Raw genomic sequence first — 19,807 nt, forward strand, 5'->3', positions numbered from 1 at the left:
ATATTGCTAGTGTATACTGAGCGAATCAACGAAATAGGTGATCACTAATGATTTAAAATTAGTGATTATGAACTGAATGTAAACAAGGAGAGACTTATATGAATTACACAATATTCCACTGGATTAATAATTTGGCAGGATCCTCTGCTTTGTTAGATAAGATGATGATATTTATTACAAATAGCGCACCTTATGTTGCAATTATCTTGATGCTTTCTTTATGGTTTAGTAACGGTCAAAAAGATACAGCTATTCGTAAGCAATATACAGTTTTGTACACAGCTCTTTCTGTTTGTACAGCACTACTTTTAAATGTTTTGATTCATGCACTTTATTATCATCCACGTCCATTTGTCACATATCATGTACACAAATTAGTACCACATGCTACTGATTCTTCATTCGTAAGTGATCATGCTGTACTTGTATTTTCTATAGCATTTACAATGATTTTACGCGGAGAGGTATGGAAAAATATCGCGGTGCTTTGGGCTATACTAGTTGGTATTTCGCGTATTTATGTTGGTGTTCATTACCCAGCAGATATTATAGGTGGTGCTGTTTTATCTTTCCTAACAAGTGCTTTAGTCGTCAAATATACAAACAAAGTAGAACCTTTGATACGTCTCATGTTTCAAATTTACGCTAAAATAACAAAACGAATTCCATTGCTGTCTAAGTACAATCACATAGCTTAAATTGTCCACGGTTTATAAATACGTTTTAGATTAGAATGCAAATATTTGGTCATAATAGTAATCATGTATATCAATTTAAAGGATGATATGATGATTTATATTTATACTGATTATGGCGGGACACATACAACTTCATTAGCAGCAGCATATCATTTAAAAAAACTACCAACTAATCGAAAACTTACAAAAGACGAAATATTAAACGTTGATTATTTTAATAAACTAAAAACTTCTGATATGGGAAAAATTATTTTTCATGGGCGAGACGAAAACGGAGACCCTGTTTATACAGTCGGTCATGGTGCATCTAAAGTTGTAGTTCCAGCATTAAAAAATTTAAGTATATTATTACAAGATAAATATCAAAATCACGAAAAAATTGTGTTTTCTAACACATCACCAACTGTACCAATTGCTATGACGATTGGTGGTTTATTTTCAAGAAGATTAAAAATTGATTTTATTGGTGTACCGTTGTTAGTTTTTGGTGCAAAACAAGCTTGTGATAATATAATCAGGCTCGTAGATTATACAAAACAAGCTGGAAGATTAACAAATGATGATGTTGTAGTATTAGAAAATGAAAACTTTAAATAGTTTATCAAAAAAGGATGGTTAATCATATATTAACCATCCTTTTTGTTATACGATCTCAACTTTTTTTCGAATGACAATCTTATCAATGTCATCTTCTTCATCACCAATATATAAATCACGTTCTCTCAAATACATTTCAAAATATAAATCCGCTTCAGCACGTTCATCGTAGGGCTTTATAGATAAAACAAATCCTAATTTATGTTGATCTTCTAATTCCACAGTTGAAATGTATGCTGGAATTTTATTACGTAAAAATAACTCCTTAATTGGAATAATCATGTCTTTCATTAATTTTGATAAAAGAGTCGTTTCAAATTCAAAATTAAAGCGCTCAATGCTTGATAAATCTGCAAAAACAACGCCAATAAAACCAGTATTAAAAATTTCTTGATAGTTTTCTTCTTCTATATTTCCGTTATAAAAATTCTTTTCAATTAAGTAATTTTTAAAATAAGCAATGCCTTCAGCTTCTTTAAAAGGTTTCGTTGAAAGAACAAATCCGATTTTCTTTTGTTTATGTAAATACGCACATGATAAGTAAGCAGTAATACTATGTTCAGCAAAAAGAGAACTTGTTGCTTGCGCGAGACCATCTAATACATGATGTGCAATGTGTAGTCGTTTACGAGAAAAGTAATATGATTTTTTTTGAAGTTCTAATGTATCGATAAACACAGAGCCAATAAAGCCTGTATTTGAAATAGTAGGAGTATGCTTTTTTCTTCCTCTGCGTTTATTTTGAGTCAATGAAATCCATCCTTCCTAGTATCTTTTCCATAAGGGAGGAGATACAAAACGAACATTTGTTCTTATATTTATATAATACTATTTATTCGTTGAAAAGTAAATGCTTTTATCCTCAAAATAAACAAAAAGATGCCTCAAAAAGGCATCTTAATTAAGAATAGGGAAGAGCATTTCCCCTATGATATTATGTATATTTATATTAAGAAACAGATACAAATTCCTCTGCATCTTCGACATCTAAATGGCAATCCATTGTACGTACTTCTTGATCTTCATGGCTTCCAAAATAAATAGTAATTTTCATATATATCGCTCCTTTATTCTAGGAATACCTAAAATAATCGTTTATTGCTTTTTATTATATACCACTTTACATATTCCTACAATCTTATCATTATGCTTAAAAATGTTTCTTTAATATTAAGAAAATTGTTATAATAAACACATCTATATTGAAGGAGGAAATAACATGCAAAAAACACTAAAAGCATTTTCAAACGCAGGAAGAGGAGTGAATATCAACTAACGGTCATATAGCACTCCTACTTCCTAAAATCATCATAAAAAATGAATAACGGAAAGTAGGAACACAATTGAAGAAACAAACTATCGCAACGCATAACATTTCCATTTTATTTTGGGTGCAATTTTTTGGAACGATTAGTTTTTTACAGCCCGTAATGACATTGTTTTATATGGAAAGAGGCTTAACGGCAGCCAATATATTTATTGTCATGATGTGTTGGAGCGTGGCAGTACTTGTTGGGGAAATTCCAGCAGGCGTTTTTGCAGATCGATTCGGTGCAAAATTATCATTTTTGACAGGATCTATCATAAAAACGTTTAGTATTTCTATCTTGCTATTTGCAGATAACCTATGGTTATTTTGTCTATATAGTTTATTGAACGGTTTTTCGGTTACATTTTTCTCTGGTGCGGACGAAGCATTAATTTATGAGTCACTAAAAGAAAACAATGAACAACATGTAATGGATCAAGCAATGGGAAAAATCCAATCGGCAGGCTTTATATCCATGTTATTCGCTGTAATTTTCGGTTCGTATTTCGCCAAAGATTTACGAGAGGAACAATTTACACTTTTAATTGTTCTTGGAATAGCATTTCATTTGGTAGAATTTGCATTACTACTTTTCATCAAAAGTCCAAAGAAGCTATCATCCTACCGAGAAGAATCTTTTTCACAAGTATTTGAAGGGATAAAGGTAATTCGTAAAGCACCGCAATTACTTATTATGTTTTTAAACGTCTCGCTTGTGTTCATTCCAGCAAGCGCAGTATATGACACATTTAACCAACCGTTGTTTACGAAAGCAGGCCTTCCTGTATTTGCAATTGGTATTATGTATGCTTTAGCTGCTATCCTTGGATATTTTTCCTCAATATCAATTGGATGGCTTACTTGCAGATTTTCACGTGCAATTTTAATGAATGTAACAGGTGGTTTAGCTGTTGGTGGTTTACTATTATCAACGTTTTTCGGAGACACTTTGTGGGTTATATTAGGAGCCTTTTTTATCTTACGGTTCGTACGTGCAATTCGATATCCGATATACTCGCAGCTTAGTAATGATATTATCCCGTCGCATGTACGTGCAACAACGATTTCATTACTATCTGTTTTAGATTCAATATTAGATCTTATTATTTTCGGAACACTATCATTCGTAGCTGTTAAGTCATTACCATTTGTATTCGCTAGCTGTGCATGTATTGCATGTATTGGGACGTTTTTACCGATTAAAAAAATTGAAGTGAGCGATACGGCGCGGCATAGAATGAACCGAAGTATAGAATAAAATAGTCCGCCAAAGTGTCTAATAAACTTTGGCGGACTTTATGTTTACACCATAAAAAATATTAGTAGACAATATAATAATTTGAAATATATGGAGGTCAATCTCATGTTACTTATAGAGAAAGCAAAACTTGATGATATACAATGGATTAATTTTCAATACGAACAGGTTGATTTTGTACCATCACATTTAGAAAATGAAGAGATTGCAATAGCATATTTTAATAGTCAAAAATCTGGTTTAGGAAGATTAGTAAAAATTGATGAAAACAACTTTGAATTGGGTGGAATATATACGTTAGAGGAATATAGAGGAAAGAATATTGCTGATAGTATCGTTGCATTTCTTATTAAAGAAGCTAGGAAATTTCAAATTCAAAATGTATATTGCATTCCATTTGAACACTTAAAACCTTTTTATAGTAAACATGGGTTTCAAGAAGTAGTAGATCTAGTTTTGGTACCTCAACCAATTATAGATAAATATAATTGGTGTTTAGAGCAATATGATACAAAAACATTGTTAATGAAATTATAAATTTGAAAACACACATAAAGTGTGTTTTTTCTTTTTTTATAGCTAGAAAAGAATGCGTGAACTTACATAATTCTAAATTAGGCATTTGAACAAGTCACAATACCTAGACTTAGGTCATACTTTGTTGGGGAGTGCAATTCGAAATGGTCTATTGTCCATTTGTTACAAGTCGTTTTTCGGTATAACTTGCAAATTATGTTCATGGAGGTAATGAAATGAATAATTTTCAACAAGAACTTCAAACGTTAAATTTAAATGATTATAATGCTGGAAATGTTGTGTACTGGGATAGTCAAATTCCTTCTCCATACTATATCGCTGAGGACGCTACTCGTCGTTGCGGTGGTTGTGGTCGTTGTGGTGGTTTTGGACGTTGTGGTGGATTCGGTCGTTGTGGAGGATTCCGTTGCTTTGGATGCTTTGGATGCCTTGGATGCCTTGGATGCGGCGGCTGCGGAGGTTGCGGAGGTTGTGGTGGATTTGGCGGTTGTGCCGGATTCTGCTGGGATGGAATATGCGTTATTTAATTCCTATTTTTTAATTATAACTTTACTTAAAGAAAAGTGTTTCTACACGATTTTCATTGTAGAGACACTTTTTTTTAAGTATGATAAACCACTCTTCTTTTTTTCCTTTTGACATAAGAAAAAATAGGATACATAAAATTGTTATGATGACAGTTTAATGCGATAAACAGTGAAGGAGGAGTACAATGACAAAATTAAACTCTTCTACGCGTTTGAAATTGAAACGAGATACTTTCTTTCTCTCTAATCCAAAAGGAGAAGTGTACTTTAGAAATAATACAAGTTCATTCCGTATGGAAGGGAAGTCAATCAACCAATGGATTGAAAAACTGGTGCCAATGTTTAATGGTGAATATACTTTAGGGAGTTTGACAGATGGCTTACCTGATCTATACCGAGAGCGAGTATTTGAAATAGCAGAAATACTGTACCAAAATGAATTTGCAACAGACATAAGTCAAGATCATCCACACCAATTGCCAGGAAATATTCTCAAAAAGTACGCATCTCAAATTGAATTTTTAGATAACCTCGGCATTTCAGGTGCATATCGTTTCCAATCTTATCGCCAAACGAAGGTATTAGCTATCGGTTCTGGTTCTTTTTTTGTTTCCTTAGCTTCTGCGTTACTTGAATCGGGATTACCACAATTCCAGATGTTGATTACTGATCCCGTACAAACCAATAAAAGAAGATTAAAAGAATTAATAGAACATGCCAAAAAAACAGATCCCGAAGTATTGATTGAAGAAATTTTTTTACAAAAAGAAAAAAGAAATGGTTTGAAGGATGCGGTGCAGCCATTTCAAGCGATTTTGTATGTATCACAAGGAGATGAAATAGAAGAATTAAAAATTCTTCATGCTATATGTAAAGAAGAAAAAAAGATTTTCATCCCTGCCATATTTCAGCAAGGAGTCGGATTAGCTGGGCCACTCGTACACCCAGAAAATGATGCTTGCTGGGAATCAGCTTGGCGACGTATACACAAAACTGCATTTTCTAAAACTTCTCAAGAACACATTTTTTCTTCTACAACGGAATCAATGTTAGCGAATGTAATTGTATTCGAACTGTTCAAAAAGGTTACAGATATAACGAAACCTGCACAAACTAATCAATTTTTTCTGTTAAATTCTGAAACGTTAGAAGGAAACTGGCATTCTTTTTTACCTCATCCGTTAGTAACCGAGCAACTGGAAATCGAATGGGTCCAGAATTTCAATACGAGAATGAAACAGAACTCAACTAAAAATGAATTGAATGAATATACTCTGAACTTGAATTATCTTGTCTCAAAAGAAGCAGGGATTTTTCATATTTGGGAAGCAGGTGACTTAAAACAGCTGCCGCTGGCTCAATGTCGAATTCAAGCAGTTGATCCGCTGTCAGAAGGTCCCGCTGAACTATTACCAGATATGATTTGTACAGGTTTAACGCATATGGAAGCAAGGTATGAAGCTGGATTATCCGGAGTTGAGACCTATATATCGCGAATAGTTAGTTCCAAGCTTTCCGAACATGAGGATTTTATAGGAATTGGAGCCGGGGAAACAATTGCAGAATGTGTGTCTAGAGGATTACAAAAATGTTTAGATGAAGAATTTCGTAAGAGACAACTACAACAAAAAATTTCTGTTTCCCCGCTAAAATTAGATGTAGTAGAAGATGAACGCTGCCGCTTTTATTTACAAGCACTTACCACAATACAAGGAATACCTACAATCGCTTTAGGAGAGTCTATTTTTAATTTCCCTGTTATTTGGATTTGTACGAATAATCGCTGGTACGGAAGTGTAGGATTCAATAGAACATTAGCGTTACGCAAGGCATTACAACAGGCACTTACAGAAACGCAAAATTATAACGATTGTCTCACATCTCAAGCAATAGAGACTTCATCTGTTTTATTACAAGATAAAATGCCATTACATTTCGCTATTTGTTCTTGTGAAAACATGACACAAGAACAAATATTACAGTCTGCTGAACAGACATTAAAACAAGATGGAAAACGGCTCTACGTATTTGAAGTATCGCTAGAAGCAATCTGGAAGGAGGAATTGGCAGGAATATTTGGAGTATTATTGGGAGAGGAGGAATCCCATTGAGCGCTTCCATTTTAATTATTGGAGAGGGACTATTGGCAAATCGTGCATATGAAGAGTTAGCTATCCAATATGAAGTCAATCAACAGACAGATTTTGATTTAAAAATACCAGCAACAACCGATTTAGTACTCGTGTTACATGATAATTGGAATCCTTCTTTTCATACACAGGCAGAAAGTGTACTTCAATCAACGAATATTCCTTGGCTGCGAGCTTTCGTTTCATTTGGAGAAGGAATAATTGGCCCGCTAGTTCGTCCTGGCAAGCCTGGATGTTCCCAATGCGCAGATATACGTCGTACTTTTGCAGGAAATGATTCGAAAGAAACGTGGGAAATATTGCGAATTCTAACAACAAAAAAAGAAATACCCCGAGACATATGGGCATCAAGTAATGCAGTATTACAGATGACACATCTTCTGCTAGAAGAAGTGCGGTGCATTTTACAAGATGGCCATGCACGATTAGAAGGACATATGTTGTTCGTTAATTTAGAGACACTGAAAAGCTCCTATCATTTTTTTCTACCTCATCCTTTATGTTCAAATTGTAGCCAATTGCCTATTGATTCATCACATACAGCCAAGATTTCATTACAATCAAGCCCAAAGATTAACATAAATGATTATCGTTGTCGTTCAATCTCTGAACTGAATAAAGTATTAGTCAATGATTATTTAGATTATGAGACTGGTTTTTTAAATGATAAAATGTATAACCTTACACCTCCATTTGCCGAGGTAAGTGTAAATCTTCCGCTCCTCTTTGGGAACGAAGGAACAGCTGGCCGTACCCATTCATATGCAACTAGCGAATTAACCGCTATATTAGAAGGATTAGAACGGTATTGTGGTCTAGAACCTCATGGAAAACGTACAGTCATTCAAGACACATTTCGCAATTTATCTCATCAAGCACTTCATCCTCTTCAAGTGGGTGTACATGCAAACGAACAATATATACAACCTAATTTTCCCTTTAAACCGTTTCATCCAGATCGTCCAATGAATTGGGTATGGGGTTATTCCTTCATGCAAGACCGTTCAATTTTAGTTCCAGAACTACTTGCTTATTATAGTTTAGGTGGTGCAGATGGTTTTGTTTATGAGACTTCCAATGGTTGCGCATTAGGTGGCAGCTTAGAAGAAGCAATTTTTTATGGCATTTTAGAAGTCATTGAGCGCGATTCATTTTTGTTAACTTGGTTTGCCAAGCTTCCTCTTCCACGTCTTGATCTTTCTTCTGTCAATGATCAAGAGTTGCAGTTAATGGTAGAGCGTGTGCGTGCAGTAGGGGGATATGATATACATTTGTTTAACTCAACAATGGAGCACGGCATTCCAAGCGTCTGGGCACTGGCAAAAAACAGAAAGAAGAAGGGATTAAATATTATCTGTGCAGCTGGAGCTCATTTAGATCCGGTACGAGGGACGAAAAGTGCAATATATGAATTAGCTGGCATGATGTTAACTCTTGATAAGGAATTTGAGACGAATCGAAAGAAATATGTACAGATGTTCCATAATCCTTCCCTCGTGCGGCAAATGCCTGACCATCCTATGGTATGTGGTTTGCCAGAAGCGGAAGAACGTTTTCAGTTTTTACTAGATAATAATCGTCCGTTACAAACATTTACCGAGGCATTCCAGCAGAAAATAAGACATGAGGATTTGACAGATGATTTAAAAGAAATACTACAGGTGTTGCATCAGTTAAACTTCGATGTGATTGTGGTAGATCAGACGACACCAGAAATAATGCGAAATGGATTACATTGTGTAAAAGTACTCATTCCAGGAATGTTGCCAATGACATTTGGGCATCATCTTACGCGCTTAACTGGTCTAGAGAGAGTGTTACACGTGCCAATGAAACTTGGGTATACGAAGCAATCGCTAACGTTTGAACAACTCAATCCACATCCACATCCGTTTGCGTAAGTAATGATTAGGAGGGAGAAGGATGAGTTTAGAAACATTTTTGAACAATTTACATTTTCATGTTGACAATGCAGCATCTTCGACTTGGGAGGTGGACTGGGAAGACGGGCCACTTGCATATAAACTTTATCGAGATTTACCAGGAATTCCGTTATCTTCAGAAGTTACATTAACACTTGAAAATCTCGAAGTATCAACAGAACCTAATCTTCGGGAAATCGGTCATTTTCTTTGGTACGTATTTGGGATTACTCAATTCAGTCAGTCGACCTTACCGACACAAGAAATGAATGTCATGCAGTCGTATCGGAGATTTGTTCCATCGGGCGGAGGCTTATATCCAAATGAATTGTATATATATTTAAAGATGGAAAATGTGCCTGTTGGGATTTACCACTATGATGTAGCACACCACCGTTTAGTGTTATTAAGAGAAGGGAATTTTGATTCATATATAACGCGGACACTTGGAAATAGCTGTGACACATCTGCTTGTTTCGGTGTTATGTTTGTATCGACAATGTTTTGGAAAAATTTCTTTAAATACCATAACTTTTCTTATCGTTTGCAAGGATTGGATGCAGGGGTATTAATCGGACAATTGCTGGAAGTAGCAAAACGATTTCACTATACATCAAGCGTGCATTTTCAATTTCTAGATCGGGCCATTAATCATTTACTCGGGTTATCAGAACAAGAGGAGAGTGTATATGCAATTATCCCTCTATCGGTAAATTCTGCAACCGTAAAGTGCAATCATGAAAATGATGCTACAAATAAAGAATTCTTCGCTACTCAATTATGCGAAGAATTACCAGTTATTCATCATAATCACTATGTTCGATCCCGAAAGATTGCAGAGTATCCGATGCTGATTCAAATGAATGAAGCATCTATGCTTGACTCTACAAAATCGTTTCAAAAAATCAAGAATGAAACGAATAAAATGCGTGATGGTCAAGCGTTAGTTCTTCCCCGTATAAAGCGAATGTCGTACGACTTAGCATCAGCGTGCCAAAATCGATTTTCACCGGAAATGGATTTTACTTTTAGGAAAATGAGCCAAGAACAATTAACTACATTATTGCATGAAGCAACTGTCTCTTTTATCTATCAAAACGATTTAGATACAAATCATGAAGAACTCGCATCCCGTGTTTCCTTATATGTATGTTTATTTGGCGTTGAAGGTATCCCTAACGGCGCTTATCATTATGATAGTAATGCTCATACATTACGACAAGTACATCTTGGAGATCATCGATTCATACTGCAAAGCGCGATGACATTCCACAATGTGAATCTCTTTCAAATACCACTTTGTCTACATGTAGTAGGGGATAAAAATCATTTTAAAACAGAACTTGGATATAGAGGATACAGAATTCAACAGATGGAAGCAGGCATCATTGTACAGAAGTTATTATTAGCAGCTTCTGCTATAGGACTTGGGGGGCACCCGCTTCTTGGATTCGATGTCAATTTGTGTGACGAACTTTACAGGTTGGATTCAGAAGAAAAAACGAGTCTCATCCAAATTCCAATCGGCTTTTATCGTCAACGTCCTTGGCTGAAAGGGAGTTTGCATAGTTAAATAGTTACAAATTATAACCAACCTAGTTTATTAGAAGTATCAGATAGCTTGGATTCACTTGAATTCAAGCTTTTTTGATGTAACGTGATTGAAACAGTGTTGTAGTTTTAAAAAAAAAACTAATTTCACTTACCGTATTTTTACAATCGATAATACAAATCATTATTTCAATACTCATTGTTCAAATAGAGTAAAAAAAGATACTATGGGGCATGATTATATTTGAAAATATAAGAAGGAGATAACCGAAATGAAAAAACAACCTAATGAAAATAAAAAACAAAACATTAAAAAATTAAATACAGAAGAAAACGCTATTTATAGCGATCCAAAAGATGCGAGTAATATGCAACCAATACCACAGCCAAAAGATTATGATGAAATAGAGTATTAATATAATAGCAAAAAGGAACAGAAACAATTTTATTTCTGTTCCTTTTTTAGTTACTCAGCAACTAATGATAATGTTTTTCTCGTTTATTCCTTATTAGGAGGCGGAAAAGAAAGAAAAACTAATGAATCAATAAGTTCTACTGAAATACTGAAATCATCATGAATCGTAATTACTACACAAGCAACTAACGGTAACGTAATGATAATTACGTCACCATCAATAACAACCCCCGATGAACATGTGTCGTAGTCACTTATAGACAGCTCTATTTCTGCATCTGGAGCAATTAAAATTTCCAAACATATATTCATACATTGTTCGAATACGTAAGCGATTGTAAACCTCTCCTCTCATAATAATCCATAATTCATATGTAGATAGAAGTTTTGACTCCATATCTGAAGGTAGCTCTCATACCATACTATTTGAATGTACCTCCTCTTGATTGGACAGGTTATCTATTTATAAAAAAATAGGTATGTAAGTCAATCTAGAGAATCAGATAAAAGCGCATTTTATAGCAGCAATTATGGACGATTACAATAACGAAAGTGAAAGCTTCACTCTTGTGTATAATTCCTTTCATGAACATAAAAAGCCCGATATAACTTTAATGAAGTTACAATCGGACTTTTTATGCCAAAATTAACTTAATGTAATGGATCGTTAGCAAACGTTACTTAAACATTTCCATACCTCATCCAGCCACTTTCAGATCGCTCCGCTTTATATTTACCGTAAGACAGAAGCTTCATCGTTGAACGAATAGACGCGTGAAACACTAATCTTAACTTCCATTCTTCTTCCATATCATTTGGATAGGCTGTTGATTCGTAAACATAATAAGCTGCCATAATACAGGGAGCTACTTGTTCTGGTTCAAATCCATAAGCAATTGCATCATCTACAACGAAATCAATTAGATATCGATTTCCATCTAACATTTCTTTTTGAAGCAACTTTTTTACAGATTCCGGTACTAATTCTAATATTTTATTTTTTATGACAGTCATTTTTTTGCTCTTTCAGCACGAAGAATTGCATCATTCGTAGGTGTATTAGGTACATAGTTCCCATGACTGTCAATGCTATGCGCCTCTTTATCATATCGTCCGTTGGCACTACGCTTCTTTATTGTGAACGGATTTTGATTGTTTCCCATATTTATCACCTCCAATGAATAGTATGTGCTAATAAGAAAGTATTTTGTTCAAAAAGAATTCTTTGCAAAAAAATGGAATAGAAATAATAATTTATCCTGAATGAAATGGTTACATACGTAAAAAAATAGGTATAAACCTTAACCAAAGGAGGTTAATTTATGACGAACAGAAATGATAATCGAGAACGCAAAAACAAATATCCGAACAATTTAAAGAAAGATACTGAGTTCTCTAAAGATGTAAATATTAGAAGTGAAGTAACGAAAAAAGATTTAAATAAATAGTCTTTTGATGCATTAAATATTGAAAAAGCTTGGATTCAACCAAATCCAAGCTTTTTCAAATGATAAAAACAACAAATTTCATTTACCGTATTTTGGTAATAATAATCACAACAAACAAAAAAACAAGATTCAATGAGTTGTAAGTAACCTTACGTAAACAACATATGTATGAAAAAATTATAGGATGGAACTATATTTCATAAAAGGTGTATAAATCATCTTTGAATATAAAAAAAGGGGAATTGATCATGAAACTAACGCCAGAACAGCGCATTCAATTGCATGGGTTTAATAATCTTACAAAATCATTAAGTTTTAATATGTATGATATTTGCTATACAAAAACAAGAGAAGAACGAGAAGCCTATATTGAATACATAGATGAACAATATAACGCAGACAGATTAACAAAGATTTTAAAAAATGTATCTGATATTATAGGTGCGCACGTATTAAACGTTGCTAAACAAGACTACGTCCCACAAGGAGCGAGCGTAACAATTTTAGTTTCCGAAGGACCGATTGTAGAAGTACCAACTGAATCATTTAGCGAATCACCGGGTCCTCTTCCGGGATCAGTCGTCATTCAATTAGATAAAAGTCATATAACAGTTCATACATACCCTGAATATCACCCAGATGAAGGAATCAGCACTTTTAGAGCAGATATTGATGTGTCGACATGCGGAGAAATCTCACCTCTTAAAGCGCTAAATTATTTAATTCACTCATTTGATACAGATATTATGACCATCGATTACCGAGTTCGCGGATTTACAAGGGATATAACAGGTAACAAATTATTTATTGATCACGAAATAAGCTCCATACAAAATTACATTCCAGAGAATGTAAAAAATTCGTATGACATGATTGATGTGAATGTATATCAAGAACATATTTTTCATACAAAATGCAAACTAAAAAAATTTGACTTAAATAACTATTTGTTTGGATATACACAGGAAACATTATCTGTAGATGAACAACAAGAAATTACAAAGAAATTAAAATTGGAAATGGATGAAATATTTTATGGGAAAAATATGAATCATGGCTCAATTGAAGAGGATTCAACTGAATGAAACATCTAAAATATCACTAAAAAGTAGGAAAACTTCTCCTACTTTTTTACTTTTCCGATGTGAAAATTATTCAGTTTTTATGATTAGAAATCGCAGTACTGAAGAAAGGTATTTTTCATTTTTTGTCGAATTTGAATTTTGGTATAGATTCAATACAGAAAGGAATAAAAAATGAAAAAATACGAGCAATTAATTTCATGGGTAGAAAATATTAAAGACCGAAATCATAGCTCCGCAGCAGCACTTTTTATTATGAAAGATAATCAAGTTGTATTGGAGCATTATAGCGGAACTCATTCTAATACAAAAAATAGTTCGCCTATTACAGCAACTTCACAATTTAACGTTGCTTCTGCAAGAAAAAGTTACTTAGGACTTGCGATTGCCTATGCGCTTTATGAAGGGAAAATTAAAAGTCTAGATGATCATGCTGTAAATTACTTTGAAGAGTATGACAAAACTTTACTTGCTAAAACAACAATAAGGCACTTAGTAACTCATTCGCACGGTCTCAATGTAAGTGACAGCGGGATTATGTATCGAGAATTTGAACCTGGAGAAGGGTGGGCTTACAGAGGTATTAATGTCGAAATGATGACGCAGCTCATTAATAAGCTATATAATAAAAGCTTTCCGGAATTACTGAGAGAACGAGTCTTTATACCCGCAGGTTTTACCGAAACAGCTTGGCAAATAGAGGATCATAACAATTTAGTAAAAGTAGTCATTAATCCAAATGAAGCAGCTGAAAGCAAGTTAGGTGCATCAGATGACGGGACAGAATCAAATCTTTTTGTCTCCGCCAGAGAGTTTGCCTTTTGGGGAAATCTTCACCTAAATAAAGGTAAGATGAATGGAAAACAAATTGTCCCAAAAAAAGTTATTGAAATGGCAACACAAGTTCATTCTCCTCATTTTAAAAATACAAATTTACCACAAAACGGATTATTTTGGTTTGTTCAGAATACACCAGCATTGCAAAGTGAAATAGGTGAAAGAGTTCCAAAAGGATCTTATCAAATATTAGGGATAACTGGTCCAACAATTTTAGTGATTCCTGAATATAATGTCGTTGTCGCAAAGATGTATAACAAAAGGTATAACTATGGTGGAAACGATTATCTTCAATATTTAAGAGACTTTAGCAATATAGTGGCTGATACATTTGCTCAATAACCATACTGGGTGATACGACTTGTACATAAGCATTAGAAAATGAAAAACAATAAAAAAGAAACTATATAATCAACAAAAAGACACCTCATCATAAGTGTCTTTTTGTTGATTATATACGATAAAGCTAAAGGTATTACTTCGTATTAATTTTCATCTCAATTTCCGTATCTCACACAGCATTGTGGACATAATAAACATCGTTAAACAATTATTAGAAAAATCGAAATGACAAAAGAGCGGGACGGATGGTATGAAACAATCATCTTTATCATCGCTAATTTAATTAGACCGCCTAATCAGCAAAAGGAAAAATCAAAAAATTATCGCGGGGCAGCCAAAGCATGTAAGAGAATTATTTCAGGTTTTAAAGAAGGAAGAAGAGAATGCTCTACTATATAGAGTCCATTCTTTTCTTTTTCATTTTTATGAGTGGCTCACAAAAGATGGAATAAACAACAATCCAGTAAAACATATAATAGTATTTCTGAAAATAAGGAAGTAAAGTTTACAATGTTTAGAAAAGCTATAGATAGATTAAAATTAATTTTGGAGATGTGGTAATATGCAAATAGTTGATAGAATTCTACAAAAGTATATATTGAGGATAGCCTATAAAGAGGCATATGAGGTAGTATAAAAATAAAACAGAAAAATTTTAAAAGGGGATAGAAAGTATAATGATGGATGAACAAGACTTGAAACAAGAATTACAACAAATTAAAAATAACAATTATGCTGTACCAGAAGATGTGGATGCCTATCCATATGCCCAATGGATGATGGATTATATCGGGTCAAATGATGCTGAGCTACGGGATGAATTAATTTACAGTACACTCGAACGATGGATTACAAGCGAAGTATTTAGACAAAAAGAGTTACGGGGATTACTGCTGCAGGCGCTTAGTCCTGATTATTTGTTTTATAAAATCGGTGAAAAGGGAACAGACTCTGTTTTTAAGCGTGCTTTCTCAATTTTAATTCCACCGCTTATTTTATCTGTTCATGAAAACGAACCGTTCTTATCTGAAGAACAGCTTTACAGCGTGGCAGAACAAGTTCTCGAATATGTGCATCTTGAGCAGGATGTGCGAGGATATGTAGAGGGAAAAGGCTGGGCTCATTCTACTGCACATGCCGCAGATGCCTTGAATGCTTTAGCTCGTACGATACGAAATCGCGATTTTTCGCATGCTATCCTTACTGTTGTTCGACATAAGGTTCGTCTACATGATTACGTATACATAAACTTCGAGGATGAGAGATTAGTGACAGCAGTAATGTCTATATGGAACCAAAATCTCTTAACCCAAGAAGAGTGGAACAATTGGCTTCACAGCTTTACAATAATTGAAGAAGCTCCGACTTCTCAAAATGATATTTTAGTACAAAACATTAAATCCTTCTTAAGAAGCTTGTATTTCCGAGCTTTAGAACAAGAAGGAAACTCTACGTTGACGATTGCTGCATTGGAGACTTTAAAAAAAATTGCATAAGTTTTAATTTGAGGTGTAATTTTATAATTAGATTCATAATGTTATTTTTCACAAAATTAATAAACTCGAGGTAAAAGAAATGAAAAAAATTTCAGCATTCATGTGTGTTTCCCTACTCTTACTAGGAGCATGTGACAAAAAAGAAACTGCTGTACCAAACAATCAAACAGAAAAACAACACGATAAGAAACAAACGGAAAAACAACAAGAGTCTCATGCAGCGAAACAAAAAGATGTGTTTGCAGCGACTCGAACAGCTTTAAAAGCAAAAACGAAAATGAATATATTCTTACCAACAGAAATCCCTCTGTCTAATGAAAAAAAGGTTTTATCTGCACATACTGAAGGGCAAGATAAAAATTACATGGTTACATTTTTTGAAAGCAACAGTCCATTACCTGTTGATTCCGCTGTACTTTCGGATTCTAAACAAGCTAAGAAAATCGCAAAACTATCTGTCAAAAAGTATGAGACAAAGGAAGAAGCTGGTAAAAGTTTATGTTCAACATTTAGATTAAATCCTGATTACGAAAAAGATATCCCGAGCAAAGATGATCCTAGTGCAACAGATTTAGGGAATGGAATTAAAGGTTTTACTGAGGGAGCAGCAGGAACAATGTATTTAAATTTTGTTAAGGATCATTGGGCAATTATTGTAAAAAGTCCATTGACAAATAAAGATGAAAATATAGCAATAGCAAAATCCATAGTGAATCAATTAGATAAAGCACCACTCCCAACTCCAAGCTCTTACGCAGTTATAGATGTGGATAACAGACAGAAACAAAACCGTGTGTATTGGCAAAATGGAGATACTTTATATGGAATAGAAACAAGTGGCTCTATCCAAGATGCATTAACTATTGCTGCTCACTTTGAGTCTACGTCTAAGTGATTAACAAATGTATTTGCTCAATGAAGTAGATAAAAGAATCTAAAAATGTCATTGTCCTCTAATCAATTTAGTAAATATATTTCTGTGATGAAACATAACCAATTAAAAAGAAATACATATTGTTTATCAAAAGAAGAGTCTTAACAATTTAAGACTCTTTTTTTTGCATTTAGCATAGCAATATAAAACAAATAGTATTCATGGAGAAGATGAAACATCATCAAGTACATAAATACTATCTGATATATTTCGAAATAAATGAGGGTGATGAATATGTTAGAACATTTAATAACCGAAGCACGTAATAAAAAAACAATGAATTTAGACGAAATGTCAACAATTGATCTTTTAACAATCATGAATGAAGAAGATGCAAAAATTGCAAAAGCAGTGAAACAAGAACTTCCACAAATCGCCAAGGCAGTTGAAGCAATTATTGCAGCAAAAAGAAAAGGTGGCCGCTTAATTTATATCGGAGCCGGAACGAGCGGACGTATTGGTGTATTAGATGCGGTTGAATGTCCTCCAACATTCGGAACGGATCCAGAAGAGGTAATTGGATTAATCGCTGGTGGTGAAAAAGCGTTCATTAAAGCAGTAGAAGGTGCAGAAGATAGCAAAGATTTAGGTATTCAAAACTTAAAAAATATTTCCTTAACAAACAAAGATATTGTAGTAGGAATTGCAGCAAGCGGCCGTACTCCATACGTTATTGGAGGATTAGAATATGCAAATTCAATTGGTACACAAACAGTCGCAGTATGCTGTAACAAAGGTTCAGCAGTCGGAAAAATCGCATCCATTGCTATTGAAGTAGTAAATGGACCAGAAATATTAACTGGTTCCACTCGTTTAAAAGCAGGTACATCACAAAAATTAATTTGCAACATGCTTTCAACAGCTTCTATGGTAGGAATCGGGAAAGTGTATGGGAATTTAATGGTTGATGTTCAACTAACAAATGAAAAACTAATAGAGCGCGCAAAGCGTATCGTGATGGAGGCAACCTCTTGCGATTATGAAACAGCTGAAACTTACTTAGCAAAAGCAAATAATAAACCTAAAATCGCGATTGTAATGATTTTAACAGGACTTTCAAAAGAAGAAGCAATGAAGAAATTAGCAGAAACGCAAGGATTTGTTAGACAAGTCGTAAAATAACCGAAAAGAGGACGACAGATGAACAAATATCATAGCATGGCATCTCAAATTTTAGATGCGGTTGGTGGTAGTGATAATGTTTCAGCATACACAAACTGTATGACACGTCTTCGTATTACACTTGTAAATCGTAATTTAATTAATGAAGAAGTATTAAAAAAGATTGATGGGGTTCTTGGCACTGTTGATGATGAAACATATCAAATTATTCTTGGACCAGGTGTTATAACAAAAGTAGCAGAACAGTTTGGTGCTTTATTAGCAGAGAGAAAAGATGGCTCTTCAAAAATTTCTTCTGCAGATGAACTACAAGCAAAAGCTGCAGAAATCAAGGCAGAATTAAAGAAAAAGAATAATACACCTTTTAAAATTTTTTTAGGAAAAATAGGAAATATTTTCATTCCGCTTATACCAGCATTCGTTGGGGCAGGGTTAATTGCTGGTATCGCTTCAATTCTATTAAATAATATTACAGCTGGAAATTTAGATAAAGAAACTTGGGGACAATACGTAACAGTTTTAAATGTGATTAAAAACGCACTATTTAGTTACTTAATAATTTTTGTTGGCATTAATGCGGCAAAAGAATTCAATACAACACCAGCACTTGGTGGGGTAATCGGTGGTATGCCCCTTTTAACTGGCATATCGTCAGAAAATCCAATTCTTAATATCTTTACTGGTCAGCCGCTATCTCCAGGACAAGGTGGAGTTATTGGGGTATTAGTGGCTGTTTGGATTTTAGCATTTGTAGAAAAGCTATTACGTAAATGGATTCCCGATGCCATTGAAAGTATCGTGACGCCCACAATCGTATTATTAATAGTAGGGCTTGTAACAATTTTCTTCATCATGCCATTAGCAGGTTTCGTTTCAGATAATTTAATTGGCGCTATCAATTGGGTATTATTACGAGGTGGTGCATTTGCTGGATTTGTACTTGGCGCAACATTTTTACCACTTGTTATGTTAGGTTTACACCAAATATTAATACCAATTCATCTTGAAATGATCAATGCAACAGGTATGACACAATTACTTCCTATTCTTTCAATGGCAGGGGCTGGGCAAGTTGGAGCGGCAATCGCATTATGGATTCGCTGTCGTAGAAATAAATCTTTAACAAATGTAATCAAAGGTGCACTCCCTGTAGGAATTCTTGGCATTGGGGAACCATTAATTTACGGAGTCACATTACCATTAGGTCAGCCCTTTATCACCGCATGTATCGGCGGAGGTATTGGAGGAGCAGTCATCGGATTGCTTGGCAATGTTGGTGCAATTGCTATTGGGCCATCGGGCCTGGCATTAATCCCTTTAATTGCTGGTACAGTATGGTGGAAATACGTCATTGGATTATTTGGAGGATATATTGGTGGGTTTATCGTAACCTATTTCTTTGGTGTGCCAAAGGAAGCGATGATAGAACAAAAATAATACATATTAAAAGTACGATTAATTTTTTGATCAATCATTGGGATTCTACTATCATTCACCTACAGGGGAAAACTGCCACTTATGAAATATACATGCCCTAATATGTCCTAATATCTTATAATAATAGGGAATTAATGTTAAAGGA

General features: G+C 34.3%; 21 protein-coding genes. 17 read left to right on the plus strand and 4 right to left on the minus strand.

All coding sequences use genetic code 11. The features are described from left to right. Window positions 1-98: 98 nt before the first annotated feature. Window positions 99-698 (plus strand): undecaprenyl-diphosphatase, encoded by a 600-nt coding sequence (locus PLX19_RS06955; protein ID WP_272187776.1) that lies wholly within the window; start codon window positions 99-101, stop codon window positions 696-698. A 90-nt stretch (window positions 699-788) separates the two neighbouring features. Further along, on the plus strand, window positions 789-1,295 hold the full coding sequence (locus PLX19_RS06960) for a DUF3189 family protein (RefSeq protein ID WP_272187934.1): 507 nt from the start codon (window positions 789-791) through the stop codon (window positions 1,293-1,295). Between the two features lie 45 nt (window positions 1,296-1,340). Here the strand turns inward: PLX19_RS06960 and PLX19_RS06965 are convergent, their stop codons facing one another. Then, window positions 1,341-2,045, minus strand: a complete 705-nt coding sequence (locus tag PLX19_RS06965; RefSeq protein ID WP_272187777.1) for a hypothetical protein — start codon at window positions 2,043-2,045, stop codon at window positions 1,341-1,343. 593 nt (window positions 2,046-2,638) lie between these two features. Between PLX19_RS06965 and PLX19_RS06970 the strand changes: the two genes are divergently transcribed. From PLX19_RS06970 to PLX19_RS07000, 7 genes are all read left to right on the plus strand, one after another. Then, complete coding sequence (locus PLX19_RS06970) at window positions 2,639-3,862, plus strand: MFS transporter (protein WP_272187778.1); 1,224 nt, start codon at window positions 2,639-2,641, stop codon at window positions 3,860-3,862. Window positions 3,863-3,967: 105 nt separating this feature from the next. Continuing rightward, window positions 3,968-4,399 (plus strand): GNAT family N-acetyltransferase, encoded by a 432-nt coding sequence (locus tag PLX19_RS06975; RefSeq protein ID WP_272187779.1) that lies wholly within the window; start codon window positions 3,968-3,970, stop codon window positions 4,397-4,399. Between the two features lie 215 nt (window positions 4,400-4,614). Then, the gene (locus tag PLX19_RS06980; RefSeq protein WP_272187780.1) at window positions 4,615-4,926 is read left to right on the plus strand and encodes a heterocycloanthracin/sonorensin family bacteriocin; all 312 of its coding nucleotides are present in this window, start codon (window positions 4,615-4,617) and stop codon (window positions 4,924-4,926) included. A gap of 185 nt (window positions 4,927-5,111) precedes the next feature. Next, complete coding sequence (locus tag PLX19_RS06985) at window positions 5,112-7,037, plus strand: putative thiazole-containing bacteriocin maturation protein (protein ID WP_272187781.1); 1,926 nt, start codon at window positions 5,112-5,114, stop codon at window positions 7,035-7,037. Beyond that, the gene (locus tag PLX19_RS06990; protein ID WP_272187782.1) at window positions 7,034-8,977 is read left to right on the plus strand and encodes a TOMM precursor leader peptide-binding protein; all 1,944 of its coding nucleotides are present in this window, start codon (window positions 7,034-7,036) and stop codon (window positions 8,975-8,977) included. The genes PLX19_RS06985 and PLX19_RS06990 overlap by 4 nt, the downstream gene beginning before the upstream one ends. 22 nt (window positions 8,978-8,999) lie before the next feature. Next, window positions 9,000-10,571, plus strand: a complete 1,572-nt coding sequence (locus PLX19_RS06995; protein ID WP_272187783.1) for a SagB family peptide dehydrogenase — start codon at window positions 9,000-9,002, stop codon at window positions 10,569-10,571. A 250-nt stretch (window positions 10,572-10,821) separates the two neighbouring features. Beyond that, window positions 10,822-10,965, plus strand: coding sequence for a hypothetical protein (locus tag PLX19_RS07000; protein ID WP_272187784.1), 144 nt, complete (start codon window positions 10,822-10,824; stop codon window positions 10,963-10,965). An 83-nt stretch (window positions 10,966-11,048) separates the two neighbouring features. Here PLX19_RS07000 and PLX19_RS07005 read toward each other — a convergent pair whose 3' ends face one another. From PLX19_RS07005 to PLX19_RS07015, 3 genes are all read right to left on the minus strand, one after another. Then, window positions 11,049-11,276, minus strand: a complete 228-nt coding sequence (locus PLX19_RS07005) for a hypothetical protein (protein ID WP_272187785.1) — start codon at window positions 11,274-11,276, stop codon at window positions 11,049-11,051. A gap of 369 nt (window positions 11,277-11,645) precedes the next feature. Further along, a complete protein-coding gene (locus PLX19_RS07010) occupies window positions 11,646-11,969 on the minus strand; it encodes a hypothetical protein (protein WP_272187935.1) in 324 nt (107 codons plus the stop codon). A gap of 5 nt (window positions 11,970-11,974) precedes the next feature. Continuing rightward, window positions 11,975-12,127, minus strand: a complete 153-nt coding sequence (locus PLX19_RS07015) for a hypothetical protein (protein WP_272187786.1) — start codon at window positions 12,125-12,127, stop codon at window positions 11,975-11,977. Between the two features lie 159 nt (window positions 12,128-12,286). On the opposite strand from PLX19_RS07015, the gene PLX19_RS07020 reads away from it, so the two are divergent. The 8 genes from PLX19_RS07020 to PLX19_RS07055 all read left to right on the plus strand — a co-directional run bounded on the left by PLX19_RS07020 (window position 12,287) and on the right by PLX19_RS07055 (window position 19,662). Further along, the gene (locus PLX19_RS07020; protein WP_272187787.1) at window positions 12,287-12,412 is read left to right on the plus strand and encodes a hypothetical protein; all 126 of its coding nucleotides are present in this window, start codon (window positions 12,287-12,289) and stop codon (window positions 12,410-12,412) included. Window positions 12,413-12,660: 248 nt separating this feature from the next. After that, window positions 12,661-13,497, plus strand: a complete 837-nt coding sequence (speD, locus tag PLX19_RS07025) for an adenosylmethionine decarboxylase (protein ID WP_272187788.1) — start codon at window positions 12,661-12,663, stop codon at window positions 13,495-13,497. Window positions 13,498-13,668: 171 nt separating this feature from the next. Beyond that, window positions 13,669-14,673 carry a serine hydrolase domain-containing protein gene (locus tag PLX19_RS07030; RefSeq protein WP_272187789.1) on the plus strand — a complete coding sequence of 335 codons (1,005 nt, stop codon included), beginning with the start codon at window positions 13,669-13,671 and terminating at the stop codon, window positions 14,671-14,673. 225 nt (window positions 14,674-14,898) lie between these two features. Continuing rightward, a complete protein-coding gene (locus tag PLX19_RS07035) occupies window positions 14,899-15,072 on the plus strand; it encodes a hypothetical protein (protein WP_272187790.1) in 174 nt (57 codons plus the stop codon). Between the two features lie 278 nt (window positions 15,073-15,350). After that, on the plus strand, window positions 15,351-16,169 hold the full coding sequence (locus PLX19_RS07040) for a DUF2785 domain-containing protein (RefSeq protein ID WP_272187791.1): 819 nt from the start codon (window positions 15,351-15,353) through the stop codon (window positions 16,167-16,169). A 79-nt stretch (window positions 16,170-16,248) separates the two neighbouring features. Beyond that, window positions 16,249-17,064: a hypothetical protein gene (locus PLX19_RS07045; RefSeq protein WP_272187792.1), complete on the plus strand. Its 816-nt coding sequence runs from the start codon at window positions 16,249-16,251 to the stop codon at window positions 17,062-17,064. Window positions 17,065-17,337: 273 nt separating this feature from the next. Further along, a complete protein-coding gene (gene murQ / locus PLX19_RS07050; protein WP_272187793.1) occupies window positions 17,338-18,225 on the plus strand; it encodes an N-acetylmuramic acid 6-phosphate etherase in 888 nt (295 codons plus the stop codon). Between the two features lie 18 nt (window positions 18,226-18,243). After that, a complete protein-coding gene (locus PLX19_RS07055) occupies window positions 18,244-19,662 on the plus strand; it encodes a PTS transporter subunit EIIC (RefSeq protein ID WP_272187794.1) in 1,419 nt (472 codons plus the stop codon). Window positions 19,663-19,807: the final 145 nt, after the last annotated feature.

This window comes from Bacillus sp. BP-3 (genome assembly GCF_028401955.1).
In the GTDB taxonomy this organism is placed as follows: Bacteria; Bacillota; Bacilli; order Bacillales; family Bacillaceae_G; genus Bacillus_A.

Excerpts from the sequence above, each read along its gene's own strand:
- PLX19_RS06960 (WP_272187934.1), top strand. The coding sequence starts at position 789 with ATGATTTATATTTATACTGATTATGGCGGGACACATACAACTTCATTA.
- murQ (WP_272187793.1), top strand. The coding sequence starts at position 17,338 with ATGTTAGAACATTTAATAACCGAAGCACGTAATAAAAAAACAATGAAT.
- PLX19_RS07005 (WP_272187785.1), bottom strand. The coding sequence starts at position 11,276 with ATGAATATATGTTTGGAAATTTTAATTGCTCCAGATGCAGAAATAGAG.
- PLX19_RS06955 (WP_272187776.1), top strand. The coding sequence starts at position 99 with ATGAATTACACAATATTCCACTGGATTAATAATTTGGCAGGATCCTCT.
- PLX19_RS06975 (WP_272187779.1), top strand. The coding sequence starts at position 3,968 with ATGTTACTTATAGAGAAAGCAAAACTTGATGATATACAATGGATTAAT.
- PLX19_RS07015 (WP_272187786.1), bottom strand. The coding sequence starts at position 12,127 with ATGGGAAACAATCAAAATCCGTTCACAATAAAGAAGCGTAGTGCCAAC.
- PLX19_RS07000 (WP_272187784.1), top strand. The coding sequence starts at position 10,822 with ATGAAAAAACAACCTAATGAAAATAAAAAACAAAACATTAAAAAATTA.
- PLX19_RS06980 (WP_272187780.1), top strand. The coding sequence starts at position 4,615 with ATGAATAATTTTCAACAAGAACTTCAAACGTTAAATTTAAATGATTAT.
- PLX19_RS07045 (WP_272187792.1), top strand. The coding sequence starts at position 16,249 with ATGAAAAAAATTTCAGCATTCATGTGTGTTTCCCTACTCTTACTAGGA.
- speD (WP_272187788.1), top strand. The coding sequence starts at position 12,661 with ATGAAACTAACGCCAGAACAGCGCATTCAATTGCATGGGTTTAATAAT.
- PLX19_RS07030 (WP_272187789.1), top strand. The coding sequence starts at position 13,669 with ATGAAAAAATACGAGCAATTAATTTCATGGGTAGAAAATATTAAAGAC.
- PLX19_RS06995 (WP_272187783.1), top strand. The coding sequence starts at position 9,000 with ATGAGTTTAGAAACATTTTTGAACAATTTACATTTTCATGTTGACAAT.
- PLX19_RS07020 (WP_272187787.1), top strand. The coding sequence starts at position 12,287 with ATGACGAACAGAAATGATAATCGAGAACGCAAAAACAAATATCCGAAC.
- PLX19_RS07055 (WP_272187794.1), top strand. The coding sequence starts at position 18,244 with ATGAACAAATATCATAGCATGGCATCTCAAATTTTAGATGCGGTTGGT.
- PLX19_RS07040 (WP_272187791.1), top strand. The coding sequence starts at position 15,351 with ATGATGGATGAACAAGACTTGAAACAAGAATTACAACAAATTAAAAAT.
- PLX19_RS06985 (WP_272187781.1), top strand. The coding sequence starts at position 5,112 with ATGACAAAATTAAACTCTTCTACGCGTTTGAAATTGAAACGAGATACT.
- PLX19_RS07035 (WP_272187790.1), top strand. The coding sequence starts at position 14,899 with ATGACAAAAGAGCGGGACGGATGGTATGAAACAATCATCTTTATCATC.